An 18815-nucleotide genomic window follows, 5' to 3' on the forward strand; every position below is an offset into this window, starting at 1 on the left:
TCTTTTATTATTCTGACTGATGTTAAACGTCGTTCAGACACTGCGGCTTAACCGGGGTTGGCCGTGCCGGGTGCCGTGATGCATGCAAGTGATGGATGGGGAGAATCGACAGTGAAGTAATAATGGGGCCTATTTCTCCTCCATTGCCTTCATCGATCTTGAGTAGTTCTGCGTGGTTCTCTTTGCTGTTTTTTATGAGTTTCTGTTTTTAAACGTTGACCATTCATTCCAAACATCCTCCGCATCAATATCTTGATAGCCCCGGCTTTTATTCATGTCTCTGGCAATGTCGGTCGGTAATTCAATAGCAGTAGCATTATCTCGTATCGCCTCAACCTCATGCCTGAGCAGTTCACGGCCAGCCTCTTTCTCTTTTGCTTCAAGCAATGCAACAAGTGACGGAATAAATACAATGGTCATTATCAGTAAGTCTCGTTAATCGCTAATGTTGAATCAATTTGGCATAGATAGCAGGTTGTTACACACCATTAGAATGAGATAGTCCATCACTCTTCCCGTCACCCAGCAGTACCGCCCCGCCATCTTAACCGGAGCGGCTTATATACGTCGTTATCACTGCTCAAAAACTGTACGTCACCTTCAAACTCCCCGTGGGCGACGTTTTGCGTTGTACAATGGGACTATCACTCGCATCCCCCGTCAGTTGCGTCACGCCCGCAGAGGCAAGTACGCTCCAGCGAGAGGTGAGCTTGTGGGTCCAGTCAAGGTTCATCGACCAGGCATAAACCCCGGCCCCGGCGTCATGTCGGGCAAAGCCCGATGCGGCCGACTGGGTGGCGTTGACCCCGTAATACGTCTGCATATACTTGTCGGATCCCCAACTGCCGGTCAGCGCCAGCGTCACCGCATTTGTTGGTGAAGTATAGAGCGGGCTGCTTAAGCCGAAATGCACCGCCTCTCCGTTGTCTCTCTCAGACACCGGAACCTCAGCCTGCAGCTGCAGATTCAGCCAGTCGGTCACCTTGTACCCCAGCCCGGGCACGATGATTGCCGAGCCTTTAATCTCTCCCATCCCTCGCAGCTCGTCGCTACCGGAGCTGATCGAATCGCTGCTCACGTCTTTATCTTTACGGCCAACTCGATAGCTCAGCGCTGCGCTGTAATCCAGGTTGCCAACGTTGTTACCGTAACCGATCCCTCGCGTGGTGCCGATAAAGAAGCCATTTGCCATGGAATAATCCACTACCTGAGCCGCTGAGACGCGGGTTTTATCTGAACCCGAGTAGCGCGGCCCCACATCCACGCCGCCCCCCAGGGTTAAGACGTTACCCTGGCGCTGTTCTTCCGCCAGTACAGGCGTAGCCAGTAACGCCAGAACGACGCCCGGCACGAGGGTTTTCAGGCAGCGGTCCGAAAGTAAATGAGGGAACGTATGACGCAGTTCAATATTTCTCATTAAGGAAGTCCTTATGGATTCAAATGATGACGATGCAGGCGGTTAAACGCCGGAACGCCCATTTTGAAGAGTGACCCTAAGGTTCTTATGAGCCGAAAATGAAGAAACACTGAAGCGCGGGCAGGTGCTGTCATCCGGACAGATTTCCTGCTACCGTTTTTTTCTTAAGTTATTCTTCATTCACGGTTGATACCGTTACCAATGTGAAAATTCTACTTATCGAAGACGACCTGGATCTCGGCAATGGCGTACGTATCGCCCTCTCAGATCAAGGATTTGACGTCATATGGGTTCGCCGTAAAGAGGATGCGTTGCATCAGCTTGACGTCTGCGTGCCGGAACTTATTTTGCTCGACCTGGGGCTGCCCGACGGCGATGGCATGAGCCTGATGACGCGTTTGCGCCAGCAGCTCAAGGGGATCCCCGTCATCATCCTGACGGCGCGAGGGACATTGCAGGATCGCCTGTGCGGGCTGGATGCCGGCGCGGACGACTATCTCGTCAAACCCTTTATTCTCGCCGAGCTGCTGGCGAGAGTGCGAGCCCTTGCACGACGCAGCTACGGTTTTGAAAAAGAGGCGATAGAAATTCGCGGGCTATCCCTTCATGTTCCGACGCGCCGCGTGACGGTGAGTGCGCGGCATATCGATTTAACGGCCAGTGAATACGCGCTGCTGGAAACGTTGATGCTGCGCGCGGACCGCGTGCTGACCCGGCGGTTTCTGGAAGAAAGGATATTCGGCAACAAAGAGAACCTCAGCAACGCGCTCGACGTGCATATGGGAAATTTACGGCGAAAAATCGGTGACGGGTATGTGCGAACGGTCCGGGGCGTCGGGTACGTCATTGATACCGTCTCAATACAAAAGGTGACCGGTTAATGCAAAACGTCTGGTATCACCTGAGGCGCCCGACGCTGGTACGGCGAATTATCATCGCCCAGATGCTGCTGCTTACCCTGCTGTGGTGTCTTTTTTTAACCTTTATTCTGTGGGAGGACCTGCGTAGCCCCCTATCCTCACGGGCAGTAAAACGTACGAAACCGTTTTTACCCTGGCTGAGCGTATGGACGGACGTCCGCAGGATCGTACCGCCGTGCTGGAAGCCTTCAGCAAGGCGCTTCGAGAAGGTTACGGCGGAGGGGAAGATCCCGTGCTGTCGATTAACCTCATCGTTCGCAAAAATAATACCGTTATTTTTGCCTCCGACGGTGTGCCCGCGGGGATAACAAACACCCGGTTCGGAGAACTGGAGCATGTTCAGAGCGGAGATCGTACCTGGACCAGCCGCACCCTCAAATCCCCGCACTCCGATGTGGAGGTTACCCTTTTCACCCCAGCCAGCGGCTGGAACTTCTTTATCTATCTGAACTCGCGCGGGTATTACATCCTGCCGCTGCTGGTCTGCTTCCCTTTTCTGCTGTTTCCCGCGTGGCTGTCAATACGCATTGCGATGCGTCCCTGGAATAAGGTGGTCAATGAGATTACATTACGCATGCCGGACGATCTCTCCCCGTTAAAAGCCGTACCGAAGCACAGAGAGCTTCGCCAGATGGTGGACGCGATCAATGACTTCCTTGCCAGGGTGCGTGAAAGCGCGGAAAGGGAGCGGGTTTTCATTGCGGATGCCGCGCACGAGCTGCGTACGCCCCTCGCGGCGATGCGCATCAACGTGGAAGCCCTGCAGTCCTGGGTCATCAGCGAGAATCAGCAGGAGCTGCTTGCCGGCGTGATCCGCAGCAACAGCCGCGCCGCGCGTCTCGTCAATCAGTTGCTGCTGCTGATGCACAGCGAAGCGCGTATTGATACGGCCATGGAGCCCGTGCCGCTGACGACGCTCATCCAGGCGCGCATGGCCGAGCTGGAGCCCTTAGCGTCTGCGCGGAGGATCGAGCTGGAATTCTTTGCCGAGGATGAAGTGTGGATCTCAGGCGTCAGGGAACGCCTGGTGTCGCTGATTGATAATCTCATTGAGAACGCCGTGAAATACAGTCCCGAGTGCGGGCGGATTCAGGTCGACGTGCGTGCAGGCGATCGCGTCGTTCAGCTGCGCGTCTCCGATGCGGGCCCGGGTATTCCGAATGAGCTGCAGGAGCGCGTGTTCGACCGCTTTTTCCGCGATCCCAATCAGGTGCAAAGCGGCAGTGGGCTGGGGCTTGCCATCGTCAAAGCGGTGGCGCAGCAACACAACAGCAGCGTAAATCTGAGTACCTCTGCAGAAGGTGGCCTCCTGGTCACGGTTGACTTCCCAAACCGCACGTTTAGCTAAAGCAGAACAGGGGGTTTGATCGCAAATGCCGCAGATTGCTTCAAAATAATTACCGTATTTGTTATATTGTTGTTTATTGCTTATTCACCTCTGCGGTGCCAAAAAGAACAAGATTCACCGCAACCCAGGACAGAGAAATGTTAGATTACCGCTTCCCGACAGCTTTGCAGATGGTTCTCAGCGTAGCGATGGCGGAGCAACTAGGAGAACGTTCGACGAGTGCAATTCTGGCCTACGGCCTGGAAGCGAACCCGAGCTTCATCCGCAAATTGATGGTTCCGCTGACGCGTGACGGCATTATTGTCTCAACGCTTGGCCGTAACGGTTCAATTCATCTTGGTCGCCCGCCGGAGCAGATCACCCTGCGTGATATCTACCTTTCGGTCACCGAAGATAAAAAACTCTGGGCGTCGCGCCCTGACGTGCCGGCCCGCTGCGTGGTCAGCGCGAACGCCTGCTGGTACTTCAAATCAATTTCTGAAGAAGCAGAACAGGCATCTCTCGCGGTATTAGCCCGCCACACTGTGGCAAGCGCGCTGGAAGAGGTCAAAAAAGCCGACACCAGCGGGTGCGATCCCTTACCTGAACTTATCGCCCAGTATAAAAAAGCCCATTAATTTTCTTAAAAAAAACCGCCTTCACTCTGAAGGCGGTTTTTTGTTATCTGCAGCGTCCCTATGCAGGCAGGACTTCCCTTTCAACTTTGCCGCGCGTGACGAACTTACGCAGCGTCACGTAGAACACCGGCGTCAGGAACAGACCAAACAGCGTCACCCCCAACATACCGGAGAACACCGTGATCCCGGTGACGCCACGTACTTCTGCACCCGCGCCGTGGCCGAGGATCAGCGGAATGGTCCCGGCAATAAAGGCGATGGAGGTCATTACAATCGGGCGTAAACGCAGGCGGCACGCCTCCAGCGCGGCCTCCATGATGCCTTTGCCCTGAATTTCCAGCTCGCGGGCAAACTCCACGATAAGAATGGCGTTTTTACAGGCCAGCCCCATCAGCACCACCAGCCCCACCTGCACGAAGACGTTGTTATCGCCCCCGGTCAGCCAGACGCCAAACAGCGCAGAGAGCATGGTCATCGGCACGATGAGGATCACCGCCAGCGGCAGCGTCCAGCTTTCATACAACGCCGCCAGGACCAGGAATGCCAGCAGCACCGCGACCGGGAAAACGATCAGCGCCGTGTTGCCCTGTGTGGCCTGCTGGAAGCTCAGGTCCGTCCATTCAATGTTCATCCCGTTCGGCAGGATCTGCTTAGACATCGCGTCCAGCTGCGTCATCGCCTGCGCTGATGAGAGCACGCGCGGGTCGGCATCGCCAATCAGGTCCGCCGCCGGGTAGCCGTTGTAGCGGATCACCGGATCCGGCCCGTAGGTGGTCGTGATGTTCACCATACTGCCAATCGGCACCATTTCGCCCTGGCTGTTACGGGTGCGGAGATTCGCAATATCTTCCACGCTGTCGCGGAACTGCCCGTCGGCCTGTGCCATCACGCGCCAGGTACGTCCGAACTGGTTGAAGTCATTGACGTACGACGAGCCCAGATAGGTTTGCAGCGTCCCGAAAAGATCGGTCAGCGACACGCCCTGCGCTTTCGCCTTGTCGCGGTCAACCTGGACGTCCAGCTGCGGCACGTTAGCCTGGTAGGTTGAGATCGGGAAATGCATCCCCGGCGTCTGCATAATCGCTCCGGACATGGTGTTCACCGCATTTTGCAGCGCGCCATAGCCCAGACCACCGCGATCCTGAATGTACAGGGAATAGCCCGACCCCTGACCCAGCCCTAAAATCGGCGGCGGCAGAATAGAGAAGCCAAAGCCCTGCTGGATTTGCGCGATTTTCGCGTTAATCTCCGCGTTAATTTCCGCCGCGGAATGTTTACGCTGGTCGAACGGCTTCAGGCCGAAGAACACCGTCCCCGTGTTCGGCGTATTGGTGAACTGCAGCGCGTTCAGCCCCGGAAACGCGACCGCATAATCCACGCCTTCGGTATTCATCCCGATTTCGCTCATTTTGCGGATCACCGCATCGGTGCGGGCCAGCGAGGAGCCTTCTGGCATTTTCACGCCGCCAATCAGGTACAGCTTGTCCTGCGTCGGAATAAACCCGCCGGGCACCGCTTTAAACATGACGCCTGCGGCACAGAGCAGCAGCAGGTAAACCACGAATACCGCACCGCGCCGTCCCAGCGTTTTGCCCACCAGCCCCTGATAGCCGTTTGAACTGCGGAGGAAAAAGCGGTTAAACGGACGGAAAATCCAGCCGAACAGACGATCGATAAGCCGGGTCGGGAAATCTTTCGGCGCGCCGTGCGGCTTTAACAGCAGTGCCGCCAGCGCCGGAGAGAGCGTCAGCGAGTTAATCGCTGAAATCACCGTCGATATCGCGATCGTCACCGCAAACTGCTTGTAGAACTGGCCGGTAACGCCCGACAGAAACGCCATCGGCACAAACACCGCGCACAGTACCAGCGCAATCGCGATAATCGGCCCGGACACTTCACGCATCGCCTGGTGCGCGGCCGCAAGCGGCGCAAGCCCCTCTTCGATATTTCGCTCGACGTTTTCCACCACCACGATGGCGTCGTCCACCACGATACCGATGGCCAGCACCAGCCCGAACAGGCTCAGGGTATTCAGCGAGAAGCCCAGCAGGTAGAGAATGCTGAAGGTACCCACCACCGACACCGGCACCGCGATCAGCGGAATAATCGACGCGCGCCAGGTTTGCAGGAACAGAATCACCACCAGCACGACCAGCACCACGGCTTCCAGCAGCGTCTGCACCACCGCACGGATCGAATCACGCACGAAGACCGTCGGATCGTAAGGTGCCGCCCACTTCATGTCTGCCGGGAAGCGCGTGGACAGTTCGTCCATTTTCGCGCGCACCGCGTTAGACAGATCGATGGCGTTCGCCCCCGGCGACTGGAAGATACCAATCCCGACCGCGTCTTTATTGTTCAGCTGGGAACGCAGCGCATAGCTCCCGGAGCCCATTTCAATCCGCGCCACATCGCGCAGGCGGACGACCGTACCATCCTGCGTTGTTTTCAGGACAATATTGCCAAATTCTTCTTCGGTATGCAGGCGGCCCTGGGCGTTAATGGAGATCAGGAAATCACTCTCTTTCGGCAGCGGCTCGGCGCCAAGCTGACCGGCGGAGACCTGTACGTTTTGCTCCTGCATCGCCGTGACCACGTCCGAGGCGGTCAGACCGCGCGCCGCCACTTTATTTGGGTCCAGCCAGACGCGCATCGCGTACTCGCCGGAGCCGAAAATCTGGATCTGGCCGACGCCGGGCAGGCGCGCCAGCTCATCCTTCACCTTCAGCGTGGCGTAGTTGCGCATATACAGCGAGTCGTACTTACCGTTTGGCGAAAACAGATGCACCACCAGCGTCAGCGTGGGCGACTGCTTCTGGGTGGTAATGCCCAGACGCCGCACGTCCTCCGGCAGACGCGCCTCGGCCTGCGCGACGCGGTTCTGCACCTGAACCTGCGCCTGATCGGGGTCAGTCCCCGGACGGAAGGTCACGGTAGTCACCAGCACGCCGTCCGAACCCGCGACGGATTTCATGTACATCATGTTCTCAACGCCGTTGATCGCCTCTTCCAGCGGCGTCGCCACGGTCTCGGCAATCACTTTCGGGTTGGCGCCCGGGTACTCCGCGCGCACCTGCACGCTTGGCGGCACGACGTCAGGATATTCGCTCACCGGCAACAGCGGGATGGCGATTAACCCTGTGATAAAAATCAGAATCGACAGGACGGCAGCAAAGATCGGCCTGTCGATGAAAAAGCGGGAAAAGTCCATGGGTTGGATTCTCAGGTCAAGGGATCAGTTGAGGGCGCTGGTGGCGGTCATGGCAACGGTTTTAGCGTTAACCGGCATACCCGGCATAAACACTTTCTGTAAACCCTCGACGATGACTTTGTCGCCAGGGTTCAGCCCCTGCCGCACAATGCGTAAACCGTCTGCCAGACGTCCCGGCGTAATGTCGCGACGCTGCGCTTTCCCCTCTTTATCCACGATATAGACGTATTTACGATCCTGATCGGTCAGCACCGCCTTGTCGTCGATAAGCGTGGCTTTGAACTCCGCGCTGCCCGGCAGGCGTACGCGGGCAAACAGTCCCGGCGTAAACTGACGCTGTGAGTTATCCAGTAGCGCGCGCATGCGGATGGTCCCGGTGCTCGGCGTAAGCTGGTTATCCAGGAAATCCACTTTGCCCTGGTGGGGATAGCCCTCCTCGCCCGTCAGGCCAATCTCAACCGGCAGCGCCGTGTGATTGCTGGACGCCCCCTGCCCGCTGCGGGCCAGGTTCTGATAGTGAAGGTAGGTTGACTCGTCCACGTCAAAGTAGACGTATACCGTCTTCTGCGAGACCAGCGTGGTGAGGACGCTGGCAGTGTCGCCCGCCGTCACCAGGTTCCCGCTGGTGATCAGCGCCCGGCTGGCACGACCATCGATAGGCGCGGTTACTTTGGTGAAGTCCAGGTTAAGCTGGGCAGCGTCAACCGCCGCCTGCGCGGCGCGAATGTCGGCCTGTGCCTGGACGGCAGCCGAACGTCGCTGCTCCCACTCTTCCCGTGAGACCAGATGGGTATTGATCAGCTTATCGGTACGGTTAGCCTCACTTTGCGCCAGGCTGGCCTGCGTTTTGGCTCTCGCCAGGTTCGCCTGCGCCTGTTCCAGCGCGGCGCGATAGGTACGGTCATCAATAGTGAACAGCACCTCGCCCTTCTTCACTTCCTGGCCGTCGGTGTAATTCACCTTATCAATGTAGCCGGACACGCGCGGGCGCAGCTGAACGCTCTCCACCGCTTCAATCCGGCCGTTAAAGCTATCCCACTGGCTAATCGATTTCACCACCACGTCAGCGGCACTCACGGCAGGCGCAGGTGGCGCGGCATTTTGCGCGACGCTGTTATCGCACCCGACGAGCAGCACGGAGAGCAACATTGCCCCCAGCGCGCTCAGATGAGAATTACCCCAGGTTTTTTGCAGGCTCATTATTTTTATTCCGATAATTGTCGCCACCGGGCAAGACGCAGCAGGAGGCACCGCGCCACTTCCTTTGTCCGGGGGCTGTCTTAAGGCCATTTGTGTCGTTCATCGCCACAAAACTGTAACAGTTGCGAATACACTATTCGCGGCGATTGTAGGAAGGCGCTTAACTAAGTGCAAGAATAATTGTTGCACTTTATGTGCTATTTGAGCGGATGTGAAAAGACCCGTTTCGGTCAGGGATTTAAATGCAACAATAAAACTTGCAATTACTGCAAAAACGCGCCACCTTTAAATGCAACAGACAAAAATACTTTTTTCATCCGCTACGTGGGGGTAACCAGATGAACACTGGCGCATTTATGCATGATTTACTCGACTGGATCGACAACAACCTGGACAGCCGACTGGACATTGAGACCGTCGCCAGGCGTTCCGGCTACTCGAAATGGCACCTCCAGCGCCTGTTCAAAGAGCATACGGGCTATCCTCTCGCCGGGTATATTCGCGCGCAAAAGCTGCAAAAATCGGTTGAGCGGTTATCCCACAGTGACGAACCGATTCTGAACGTGGCGATCGCGCTGGGCTTTGACTCCCAGCAGTCCTTCAACCGCAGCTTTAAGCGTCAGTATGGTCAGGCACCTGGGGCATGGCGGCGGAGTATGGGTGGCCCGGAAACGCAGCAGCTACGCTAGCAATGAAGTTGTCACGGATGACATCCTCCCTGCCAGCGTCCCAGGCGATGCCCACCTCCCAGCTGATTGACTCTCCCGTTAGCGGAATGATCACCAGCTCCGGCGGCGCGATATGCGTCACGCTGGTGGGCAAAATGGCCACACCGATACCCGCAACCACCATCGCGACGATAGTTTGGATATCGTCAGTCAGCTGAGTCGATGAGATGAAAAGGCCGTTGTCATGCAGGAAGCGGTCAATCTGCGCGTTTAAACCCCGTCCTCGCTCATCATACAGCCGCAGCAGAGGGCGTTTCGCGAGCCACTCTGCGACAGACAGCGTTGGCGACGCGGCGGGCGCAACCAGGACCAGCCGATCGGTAAATAACGGCAGGTATTCGAGCGCCACGGGGGGCGGAACCCTGACAAAACCGACCTGCAGCTCATCATTTTGCAATCGCTCGTACTGCTGGAAGGAAGGCAGATCCGTCAATGACATTTCTACTTCCGGGTAGTCCCGACGAAAGTCAGCGATACAGCGTGGCGCCAGATAAAAGCTTGAGAGTCCGAACCCGACGGAAATATGCCCTTCAACCCCTTTCGATACCCGCTCAGCATGCTGCATAAATTGCCGGGTCTGCCTGACCACTTTTTCAGCCTCCGGCAGCAAACGCCTGCCGCTGGCCGTCAGCATTGCGCCGTGACGACCTCGTGAAAACAGAGACATCTTCACCACGGATTCGAGGAGATTAATCTGTTTGGTCAATGCCGGCTGTGAGATAAACAGCGCCCGCGCCGCATCGGCATAATTACCTTTTTCCGCCAGCATCAAAAAAGCCTTTAGCAACCGGGTGTTCATTTTTGCATTCCAGATGGTTATCGAATTCGGAAATGATTTGATTATACAGTTATCGGCAATCGTTATGTAATCCAGTCTCGATGACAACCGGAGACGCAACATGAACGAACTGACATCCTTAAAGGCGGCAACCGTACAGTTTCAGCATCAGGCCAGTAACAAAAAATACAATCTCCTGATAATGGAGAAATTTATTGAGCGGGCAGCGCTTGAGCAGGTGAACATTCTCACTTTCCCTGAAATGTGCATCACCGGCTACTGGCATGTCCCCAAGCTCAGCGCAGCGGAGGTGTCTGCGCTGGCAGAGCCAATTGCAGACAGCCCTTCCCTGACGCTCATTCGCTACCTGGCGATAAAACATCAAATGCTGATTGGCACCGGTCTTATTGAACGCGCCGACGATGGCCGCCTCTACAATGCGTATGTTGCCTGCATGCCGGACGGCTCAATGCATACGCATCGTAAACTCCATGCTTTTGAACATCCGGCCATCAGTAGCGGGGATAGCTTTACCGTCTTTGATACGCCGTGGGGCGTGAAGGTCGGTATCCTGATTTGCTGGGACAATAATCTGGTCGAAAACGTACGCGCGACGGCGCTGCTGGGTGCCGATATTCTTCTCGCACCGCATCAAACTGGCGGTACCGATTCCCGCAGCCCTCTCGGGATGAAGCCTGTTCCGCTGGCGCTCTGGGAGGAGCGGGAAACGCACAAGGAAGAAATCACCGCGGCATTCAAAGGGCCGAGCGGTCGGGAATGGCTCATGCGCTGGCTGCCTGCCCGCGCGCATGACAACGGCTTATTTCTTCTCTTCAGTAACGGTGTTGGTGCCGATGTTGACGAAGTGCGCACAGGCAATGCCATGATCCTCGACCCCTATGGCAGGATCGTGAATGAAACCTGGGCGGCTGAAGATGCGATGGTGAGCGCTGAGCTGGATTTAAGCCTGCTTGCTATGAGCACCGGACGCCGCTGGATCCACGGTCGCCGCCCTGATTTATACCAGATACTGACGCAGCCCCAGGGTTATGAACGTGATGCGATCAGCGCACGCTTTTCGAATGAGCCCCCTGCCCGCTAAAATGTGAGCAATTTTTAGCTGCAACATTAATTCGGATCTGTTATACTGTATATAATTACAGTATGAGGTGCGCATAATGGCTGTTGAAACAAAATTTGTTGTCGTAAGAAAAGGTGAAGAGAAAATGACATTTGCCAGTAAGAAAGAGGCTGACGCTCACGACAAGCTGCTCGATATGGCAGACGCGTTCACCGACTGGCTGTTGCAAAGCGGAATGCAGATGGATGAAACGCAGGCTGAAAATCTTGGCCTGTATCTCGCCGAGCAGAAAGAGACCGTGCAGCATATTCTGCGTACCAGCAAGCTTCCCGATGTCAACGCTCCGGCTGCAGAGGATAAAACTGAATCCGATGCGGCTGACACGAAAAAAATCAGGGCGGTGAAAGCGGCCTGATGGCCAGAATAATCATTACCTGTTCCAAAGCCGTAAGGAGTTAACTGCTTACGGCTTTTTAGCTGTTTGTATCTTTCAGCAAGCTTATTTCTTCAAACAGCCATTGTTTTAGCATTCGTATTTTAGAAGAATCCTTATTATCGAAAAGGTAAACTAAATCGTATCCCCGCTCTGCTTTAAGTTTGTATTGCGGAAACGGAACAACAAGCCTTCCGGCAGCGACATCATCTGCAATCAGCACGCTCCGTCCAAGCGCCACGCCTTCGCCACGTATAGCGGCTTCAGTCGCCATACTGCCAAGCGTCCATAAGGTCCCCTGATGGCCGCTGAACGTGTTTTCTCCGGCCATTTCAAACCATGCCTCCCAGTTCGCCAGCATTCTGTACTCATGAAGGAGCACGCAGTTTGAAAGATCCTTAATTTCTTTCAGACCGTTATGTTCCTTTATAAAGTCAGGGCTACAGACTGGGGTGACTGTTTCACTCAAGATCCGCTCAGAACAGACGTCACGATAATTGCCACGGCCATAACGAATCGCGGCATCCACCTGACCATCGTTAAGATCCACATTAATGTCAGTCACATCCAGCTGAATATCAAATTCAGGATACCGCTGCCTGAAGCGGCTGAGACGCGGCGCCAACCACTTACTGGCGAATGAAACCGTTGTACTGATACGCAAACTTTTTGCCGGGCTCCTTCCGCGTAAACGTTCAGACTCTCTCATTAAATCACCCAGAAGACGGGTAACTGCCTGATGGAATTCAGCCCCCTGCTCCGTCAGGATTATCTGTCGTGTCAGTCTATGAAATAGCTTTATCCCCAGATGCTCTTCGAGCTTCCGGATTTGCCGGCTTATCGCGCCATGCGTAACGTGCAGCTCCGCTGCCGCCAGCGTCATGCTGGAGAGCCGGGCAGTGGCTTCAAAAGCCCGAAGCGTTTGCAAGGGTGGAAGGCGATCGAACATCATACGCGTGATAATAATTCACACATAGTGTGAGAACAAATGATTTGTCAGGCCATCCTTCCAAAATCAAAATCGTCATAAACAACCATTTCATTTTCATCATGTTATCGGAGGGATAATGGAGAGATTGTTCGTGTACGGGACGCTCGGTCCAGGTCGACCCAATGCGCATATTCTTGAGAATATCGGTGGTACGTGGCAGGCAGGACACGTTGGTGGGTCTCTGTTAAATAAAGGCTGGGGTGCAGAGATGGGGTACCCGGGGATCGTACTGGATGATTCAGGTCATCGTGTTCAGGGTTTTATTTTCACCTCAGCGAATTTGCATCATCACTGGGACGAACTCGATAAGTTTGAAGGTGCTGAATATGAGCGTGTACCGGTAGATGTAACGACGACTATCGCTCAGACAGTAAATGCGTGGGTGTACCGGCTTAAGCCATGATTCACGTTTAGCCTGTGATTCAGGATTAACGCCCGCCATTCGCTCATTTTACGCAACACTGCATTTACTGAATGCCCGTTTTTAACGAGGTTCGAACGCATTATGATGGCGCTATTCTGTTATGAAGGAGGCAACATGCGTTTTGAGAGACTGCAGTATTTATTTGATCCACTTTGCGGCTGGTGCTACGCCAGCGCGCCGGCGCTGGGTTATCTGGCTCAGCATTACGCCGAAAAACTTGAGCTGATGCCCAGCGGTCTTTTCAGCAATGAGGGGGCCCGGGACATCACCGCAGAATGGGCAGAATACGCCTGGTCCAACGATCGGCGCATCGCTTCACTCACCGGGCAGCCTTTCAGCGAGCGCTATCATCAGCTTTTGCTGACCAGCGCACGGTTTGATTCGACGTTTATGAATCGTGCTCTGACAATGGTTCGTGACATCACCCCGTCTGCCGAGACAGATCTTCTTCATACGCTACAGCATGCCCGCTATGTCGAGGGGCGAGACACCTCGAGACCTGACGTGGTGGGTGAGATCGTCGCGGCCTGGGCCGGGGGAAATAACCTCGAGTTAAAGCATGAACGGGTTACCCTGGCGCTTGATACCGATAAAGCGTTGCGGCGCATGACGGACGAGAGGATCTCGGATGTGAAGCGTCTTATGGAGCAGCGAGATATCCAAGGGGTGCCTGTGCTGCTGGCGACGGTTAAGGGCACAGAGCATATGATTAGTGGATATGATCTTTACGGTGGCGCAGAGAAAATACGCACTACACTATCAACGCTTGCCTGAATAGATTTTCCAGCATGACGCCCTATCACCACGTCACGATCAGAGAATAACTTAACCGCATTAAGGTTTTTTTATTTTTACGAGCTGACAGGAGATGGGGGTCAGCTTTGCGCCATGAGCGGACATCATACTCCTGGAGCGGTCCGCTCCGTGCCATGAGCGGACGTTGCTAGTTTTAACATGAAAATTGCTCAGTTATCTTTGATCAATTGAGATACGCAGGGCAAATTACGAAACTTGTTCTGCCAGGGCATGCCGTAGCCTATCAGCAGATCGTCATTCTCCATCTCATAAGCGTAATAACAGCGCGCAGGAATGGATATGCGGCCGGGTTTAACGAAAAGCACGGCAACCGAGACTGACTGTGGGTTATATTTGTCGTTAAGATCTTCAACAAGCCGTTTCATTGTCCCCCCGGATTCAATTGCGTCATCGATAACAATCACATGGCGTCCTTCAATGCCGATATTATTATGGAAGACAATCTCTGACGCGTTATTGCGTTCTCCCGGTGTGTGTGGGCAAGAAATATAATCCATTTCAACATCAAACTTCAGCTTTCTGGTTAAGTCAGCGGTGAAGAATATACCGCCTGGTGTAACGGTAATAATCACCGCATCACTGAAGTCCGAATTAAGCCTGTCGGCAACAAAATTGACACCTTCCGCGATTGCGGATTCGTTGAGAATAATTTTTCCTGCATGTGGATGGTTCATTTTAGTTACTCCCCTTCATTGAATATGTTTTAACACTCTACCCCACCGGCCATCACCCTGTCAGGGATATCACGGGTCACAACGCTACCTGCGGCAATAACAACATCATTGCCAATCTTCACTCCCGGAAGAATGACGCAGTCAACGTTACAGTAAAAATTCTTCAATGAGTCCGTGCGGCATTAATTATTGGAGGTCAGGTCAGTATGTTATCAATAATGTCCAGCATCTCATGACTTTCCGGTAGATTGTCTTTTTTGCCCGTGTGAGCCTGTATTAACCAGTATATTATTAAACTTAATGCGGGACGTAGTCTGTACTGCGGTACCTGCCGGACGCGCATGATGGAACTGGCCAGGTTGTTTGCAACCAGCGGTAGAACGCTTATCAAGCATTCCAGTGAATCATCCAGTAAGCAGGCATAATTATTTTTTAAATCTCCGGATTGTGCCTCTTTGAGATAAAGAACAAGCATTGCTGATAATGTGTTATGTTTATGAGCGTCAAACCACGCTGAACTGAGTTTTTCCAGGTTCACAGCGTCTTGCTCAAGTCTTTTCATACATACTGGCCCACACATTTTTCCCGCTCTCCTGATCAACATGGTCAAAAGATACCTGCCCGGTACATCACACGTGTATTATATTCACAGACCCACTATGCTTTATTGTGCACACTTATGCAATGTTATGTTTATTTTGAGAGTGTAGAATGATTGATTATGATGCCCTGCCTGAACAGAGGCAGGAAGTGATTTACCAGATGCTGCAGCAGACCGGTCGGGTGATTGGCGCTGATATTGCCCGCCAGCTGGGCGTGTCTGAACACACGATACGCAGAGATTTGCAGGCGATGGTTCGCAAGGGGATGTGTAAAAAGGTCTATGGAGGGGCTATCAGCCAGTTCAAACAATCCGCAAGCTTTGAAACGCGGGTTATGCACAGCATTGAGGAAAAGTCAGGGGTAGCAAGGCGTTGTGCGGAATTGATCAGACCCGGAACCTGTATCTTTATAGACGGGGGGTCGACATATCTTGCTATGGTCAGCTTCATTCCTGAGGACTACGATCTCACTATCGTGACAAATTCCCCACAAATAGCAGCAGCACTGAGCGGACGCAAGCAGGGGGAAGTTATTATGCTGGGCGGAAAACTCAATTCACAGACAGGAAGCATTCTGGGGTCAGAGCCGCTTAATCACGTCAGGGAGATGTTGTTTGACCAGATGTTTATCGGCGTCTGCGGATTAGACCTTCAGGCAGGACTGACGGCGGTTTACTATGAGGATGCCTGCTTCAAAAAAGAGGTGATGCGCCAGAGCAATGAGGTTATCGCCGCTGTCATTGCGGACAAAATGCCCCAGGTCGCCCGGTATAAAGTTGCTTCATGTGAGGATCTTGATGTCGTCGTGGCAAGCAGCCAGACGGATACAGACTCTCTTGCGCATACAAATATACGGCTGGAAATTGCAGGCTGATATGCACCCAATCTCCGGGAAGGCAGGTGTTAAGCCTTCCCTTTCTTTCCCGTCAGGATTGCAGTGCAAGCAGGCGGTTGATGGTTTCCATTACCGCACTGTCATCGTTGGTTCCGGTGACAAAACGCGCCGCGTGTTTCACCTCTTCAAAAGCGTTTCGCATGGCAAAGCTATATTCTGCCTGGGCCAGAAGTTCCAAATCGTTGTACCCGTCACCAAAGGCCATTGTTTCTTCCGGACTGACATTCAGTATTTCCTGAAGTTTTTGTACGGTGCTCCCCTTGTGCACGCCATAACCGGCAATATCGATCCATGAGGCTTCAGACACCACGATGTACACATCATCCTCAAACGGGCTCAAGTGCGGGCGAGTTTGCGGGCAGTTTCCCTCCTCATCAAAAACAGTGATTTTGACAAAATCACTGTTGACCCTGTCAAAGTCCACGGTCTCTATCATGCGGGCATAGGAGCGTCGGACTTTGTCCTTAAGATGCTGCGGAACATCAGAGCGTACAATCGCGCCTTCAGGAGTACAGGCAATAATGACATGCGTGGAGCTCACTTCCTCAAGCGTGTTAATGATTGCCTTGCCTGTAGCATTATCTATCAGTGACTGAAAGGCAAAACTACCCTTATGTTTGATGCGCGTAGCGCTATCGCCCACTATCCAGATGTCTTGACTTAATTCTCCGAAAAGCTCTTCCACCCGCTCGCATTGCTTGCCGGTACATGCAGCAAAATGCACCCCGTGGGACAACATATTCGCCCACGTTTTGGCAAATAAATCACGGTCATAGTCCCCCTGGCTGTTTAAAAATGTGCCATCAAGATCCGTAATAATCAGCTTTATCATGTTTCCCCCTGAATGCCTGGTCATCAATAGTCGTTTTGAAGAAATAAATCTGAGCGCTTAGACGCACGTAACTCAAAGTATCACCACATGATAGATGATGCAAAGTTGTGTTTATTTGTGTTCATTGTATTTATGGATTAGCAAGAGATAATGGCCGATTCTCGCTCTTGGTAAACTCGGCAGGAAAGCGACGGTCGCTGGGGCGTTGCCGCCCCACCGCAGCCTCTTAATGCGCAGTAATGCGCGGCTCCTTCACAAACTCAGCCAGCAGCCACACCATATCGTGCAGCAGGCCCGTCAGCTCTTTCGCTACGTGAGCGGGTAGCGTTCCACCGATAACTGCGTGCGTCAGCGCCAGAACGTAGTCCACCTGCGTTAAGGTATCCTGCCAGCAGTCCGGCACGCAGGAGTTGGTTTTCTCACCCATGATCAAATGTTCAATCAGGTATGGCGGAAGATCGACATCGCAGAGTTCACGCAGCCTGCGCAGGGTCTGAAGGAGACGCTCGCACAGCGCAGTACGGCTCGTGGCATTATCGGTTTCGACCAGCACGCTCACCAGCGCGGCGCAGTTGTCGGCCACGTCAAAGAGATCGGCATCAGCCGGAAGCGGTCGGGAGAGAAGTTGCAGAATGACGCTTTCGTCAGACGGGAGATAAGTCAGGGTTGGGATAGTAGCCATACAAGACATCCTTTCTATATGCAGTTCATTAAACTACCCAGTGAGTTCCTACGCCCGGGGGGTAGCGCTGACAGAGGTAGGAATACCGCCCATATAGAAAAACGGCCAGCCTTACGGCTGCTCCGCCAGCGCCACCGCAATTGTAACGGGATCAGCGCTGCCGCGACATACGAAATGTCACTATATGGTAAATGCGGGTTCCTACGCCCGATTGCGGATGTGCCGCAACGCAGGCACTTTACGACCGCGCCCCGTCGAGGAAAAGACATAACGCTGAATTTCATAAGGTTACTTTGCGCTTTGCGAGGCGCCTTCCAGAAACGTTCGCCGGGGTCAGACAGAGCACGCCCCACCAAATTTTGCCCCAACCTTCCCCGTGCAACTGGTGTATTGTTTTTAGACAATTCATTCCTCTAAAGGACACCTGCGCAATGATCACCATCCTCGGCAAAACAACCTCCATCAACGTGCGTAAAGTACTCTGGACCTGCGAAGAAGCAGGCCTCGCGTATCAACAGGAAGATTACGGCAGCGGTTTCGCCTCGACGGAAACGGATGCCTTCCGCGCCCTGAACCCCAACGCCATGGTGCCGGTGTTGATTGATGATGATTTCGTGTTGTGGGAGTCCAATTCCATCTGCCGTTATCTGGCGCGGAAGGCCGAACGTCACGATCTGCTGCCTGCCGCACCGCAGGCCTGCGCCAACGTTGAGCGCTGGATGGACTGGCAGGCCACTGAATTTAACAACGCCTGGCGCTATGTCTTCCCGGCGCTGGGGCGTAAAAACCCGGACTTTAACGACCCTGAGCGGATTGCGGCAGGAATCAAGGAGTGGAACCACTGCATCTCTATTCTGGAGAATCAGCTGCAGCGCACCGGGGCCTTTGCGGCGGGCGAAACGTTTACCCTCGCGGACGTGGTGCTTGGGCTGTCGGTGAATCGCTGGAAAATGACGCCGTTTGATAAGCCAGACGTGCCCGCCATTGAGGCCTGGTTCGAGCGCCTTAACCAGCGTCCGGCATTTTTGCGTCACGGCAATAACGGCATGGTGTAAAACTTAATGCCTGAATGAATACCGCAACGAGGCTGTTTTTTTAATTACGAAACCCTGATTGTCGTCAGAGGGAATCATAATTAAGCCATATCCTGGACAGCCCGTTGCACC

19 protein-coding genes and 2 pseudogenes are annotated in these 18815 nt (G+C 54.0%); 10 read left to right on the forward strand and 11 right to left on the reverse strand.

Annotation, left to right across the window (positions count from 1 at the left end; translation table 11 throughout):
• Positions 1-192: 192 nt before the first annotated feature.
• Positions 193-420, reverse strand: coding sequence for a hypothetical protein (locus CWR52_RS02015; protein ID WP_104948687.1), 228 nt, complete (start codon positions 418-420; stop codon positions 193-195).
• A 160-nt stretch (positions 421-580) separates the two neighbouring features.
• A complete protein-coding gene (locus CWR52_RS02020) occupies positions 581-1417 on the reverse strand; it encodes a MipA/OmpV family protein (RefSeq protein WP_104948688.1) in 837 nt (278 codons plus the stop codon).
• Between the two features lie 203 nt (positions 1418-1620).
• On the opposite strand from CWR52_RS02020, the gene CWR52_RS02025 reads away from it, so the two are divergent.
• From CWR52_RS02025 to CWR52_RS02035, 3 genes and pseudogenes are all read left to right on the forward strand, one after another.
• Complete coding sequence (locus CWR52_RS02025; RefSeq protein ID WP_104948689.1) at positions 1621-2298, forward strand: response regulator; 678 nt, start codon at positions 1621-1623, stop codon at positions 2296-2298.
• Positions 2298-3685, forward strand: a pseudogene (locus CWR52_RS02030) (sensor histidine kinase). The gene CWR52_RS02025 and the pseudogene CWR52_RS02030 overlap by 1 nt, the downstream one beginning before the upstream one ends.
• A gap of 137 nt (positions 3686-3822) precedes the next feature.
• Complete coding sequence (locus CWR52_RS02035) at positions 3823-4302, forward strand: RrF2 family transcriptional regulator (protein ID WP_104948690.1); 480 nt, start codon at positions 3823-3825, stop codon at positions 4300-4302.
• A gap of 58 nt (positions 4303-4360) precedes the next feature.
• Here CWR52_RS02035 and oqxB read toward each other — a convergent pair whose 3' ends face one another.
• Positions 4361-7513 (reverse strand): multidrug efflux RND transporter permease subunit OqxB, encoded by a 3153-nt coding sequence (oqxB, locus tag CWR52_RS02040; protein WP_104948691.1) that lies wholly within the window; start codon positions 7511-7513, stop codon positions 4361-4363.
• 24 nt (positions 7514-7537) lie between these two features.
• On the reverse strand, positions 7538-8713 hold the full coding sequence (locus tag CWR52_RS02045; protein ID WP_023292563.1) for an efflux RND transporter periplasmic adaptor subunit: 1176 nt from the start codon (positions 8711-8713) through the stop codon (positions 7538-7540).
• A gap of 338 nt (positions 8714-9051) precedes the next feature.
• Between CWR52_RS02045 and CWR52_RS02050 the strand changes: the two genes are divergently transcribed.
• Positions 9052-9402, forward strand: a complete 351-nt coding sequence (locus CWR52_RS02050) for a helix-turn-helix domain-containing protein (protein ID WP_104948692.1) — start codon at positions 9052-9054, stop codon at positions 9400-9402.
• Here CWR52_RS02050 and CWR52_RS02055 read toward each other — a convergent pair.
• A complete protein-coding gene (locus CWR52_RS02055; RefSeq protein ID WP_201268148.1) occupies positions 9326-10240 on the reverse strand; it encodes a LysR family transcriptional regulator in 915 nt (304 codons plus the stop codon). The two genes, CWR52_RS02050 and CWR52_RS02055, sit on opposite strands and share 77 nt — an antisense overlap.
• Positions 10241-10340: 100 nt before the next feature.
• Here CWR52_RS02055 and CWR52_RS02060 point away from each other — a divergent pair, with 100 nt between their 5' ends.
• Positions 10341-11321, forward strand: coding sequence for a nitrilase family protein (locus CWR52_RS02060; RefSeq protein ID WP_104948693.1), 981 nt, complete (start codon positions 10341-10343; stop codon positions 11319-11321).
• Positions 11322-11397: 76 nt separating this feature from the next.
• Positions 11398-11715, forward strand: coding sequence for a YebG family protein (locus tag CWR52_RS02065; RefSeq protein WP_104948694.1), 318 nt, complete (start codon positions 11398-11400; stop codon positions 11713-11715).
• 58 nt (positions 11716-11773) lie between these two features.
• On the opposite strand, the gene gcvA is transcribed toward CWR52_RS02065, so the two are convergent.
• A complete protein-coding gene (gcvA, locus tag CWR52_RS02070; RefSeq protein WP_252152181.1) occupies positions 11774-12685 on the reverse strand; it encodes a transcriptional regulator GcvA in 912 nt (303 codons plus the stop codon).
• Between the two features lie 115 nt (positions 12686-12800).
• On the opposite strand from gcvA, the gene CWR52_RS02075 reads away from it, so the two are divergent.
• Positions 12801-13127, forward strand: coding sequence for a gamma-glutamylcyclotransferase family protein (locus CWR52_RS02075; RefSeq protein WP_104948695.1), 327 nt, complete (start codon positions 12801-12803; stop codon positions 13125-13127).
• Positions 13128-13262: 135 nt separating this feature from the next.
• Positions 13263-13922 (forward strand): DsbA family protein, encoded by a 660-nt coding sequence (locus tag CWR52_RS02080; protein ID WP_104948696.1) that lies wholly within the window; start codon positions 13263-13265, stop codon positions 13920-13922.
• Positions 13923-14113: 191 nt separating this feature from the next.
• Here CWR52_RS02080 and CWR52_RS02085 read toward each other — a convergent pair whose 3' ends face one another.
• From CWR52_RS02085 to CWR52_RS02095, 3 genes and pseudogenes are all read right to left on the reverse strand, one after another.
• On the reverse strand, positions 14114-14638 hold the full coding sequence (locus tag CWR52_RS02085; RefSeq protein WP_104948697.1) for a phosphoribosyltransferase: 525 nt from the start codon (positions 14636-14638) through the stop codon (positions 14114-14116).
• A 32-nt stretch (positions 14639-14670) separates the two neighbouring features.
• Positions 14671-14775 (reverse strand): annotated as a pseudogene (locus CWR52_RS02090) (hypothetical protein); the annotation flags it as partial.
• A 59-nt stretch (positions 14776-14834) separates the two neighbouring features.
• Positions 14835-15200 (reverse strand): hypothetical protein, encoded by a 366-nt coding sequence (locus tag CWR52_RS02095; protein WP_104948699.1) that lies wholly within the window; start codon positions 15198-15200, stop codon positions 14835-14837.
• Between the two features lie 149 nt (positions 15201-15349).
• On the opposite strand from CWR52_RS02095, the gene CWR52_RS02100 reads away from it, so the two are divergent.
• The gene (locus tag CWR52_RS02100) at positions 15350-16114 is read left to right on the forward strand and encodes a DeoR/GlpR family DNA-binding transcription regulator (RefSeq protein ID WP_104948700.1); all 765 of its coding nucleotides are present in this window, start codon (positions 15350-15352) and stop codon (positions 16112-16114) included.
• Between the two features lie 52 nt (positions 16115-16166).
• Here CWR52_RS02100 and CWR52_RS02105 read toward each other — a convergent pair whose 3' ends face one another.
• Both CWR52_RS02105 and CWR52_RS02110 read right to left on the reverse strand, forming a co-directional pair.
• Positions 16167-16967, reverse strand: a complete 801-nt coding sequence (locus CWR52_RS02105) for a Cof-type HAD-IIB family hydrolase (protein ID WP_104948701.1) — start codon at positions 16965-16967, stop codon at positions 16167-16169.
• A gap of 226 nt (positions 16968-17193) precedes the next feature.
• Entirely contained in the window at positions 17194-17649 is a 456-nt protein-coding gene (locus tag CWR52_RS02110; RefSeq protein ID WP_104948702.1) for a hypothetical protein, read from the reverse strand.
• Between the two features lie 431 nt (positions 17650-18080).
• On the opposite strand from CWR52_RS02110, the gene CWR52_RS02115 reads away from it, so the two are divergent.
• Positions 18081-18704 carry a glutathione S-transferase family protein gene (locus CWR52_RS02115; protein WP_104948703.1) on the forward strand — a complete coding sequence of 208 codons (624 nt, stop codon included), beginning with the start codon at positions 18081-18083 and terminating at the stop codon, positions 18702-18704.
• Positions 18705-18815 lie beyond the last annotated feature (111 nt).

Source organism: Enterobacter sp. SGAir0187, from assembly GCF_002952735.2.
In the GTDB taxonomy this organism is placed as follows: Bacteria; Pseudomonadota; Gammaproteobacteria; order Enterobacterales; family Enterobacteriaceae; genus Enterobacter; species Enterobacter quasiroggenkampii.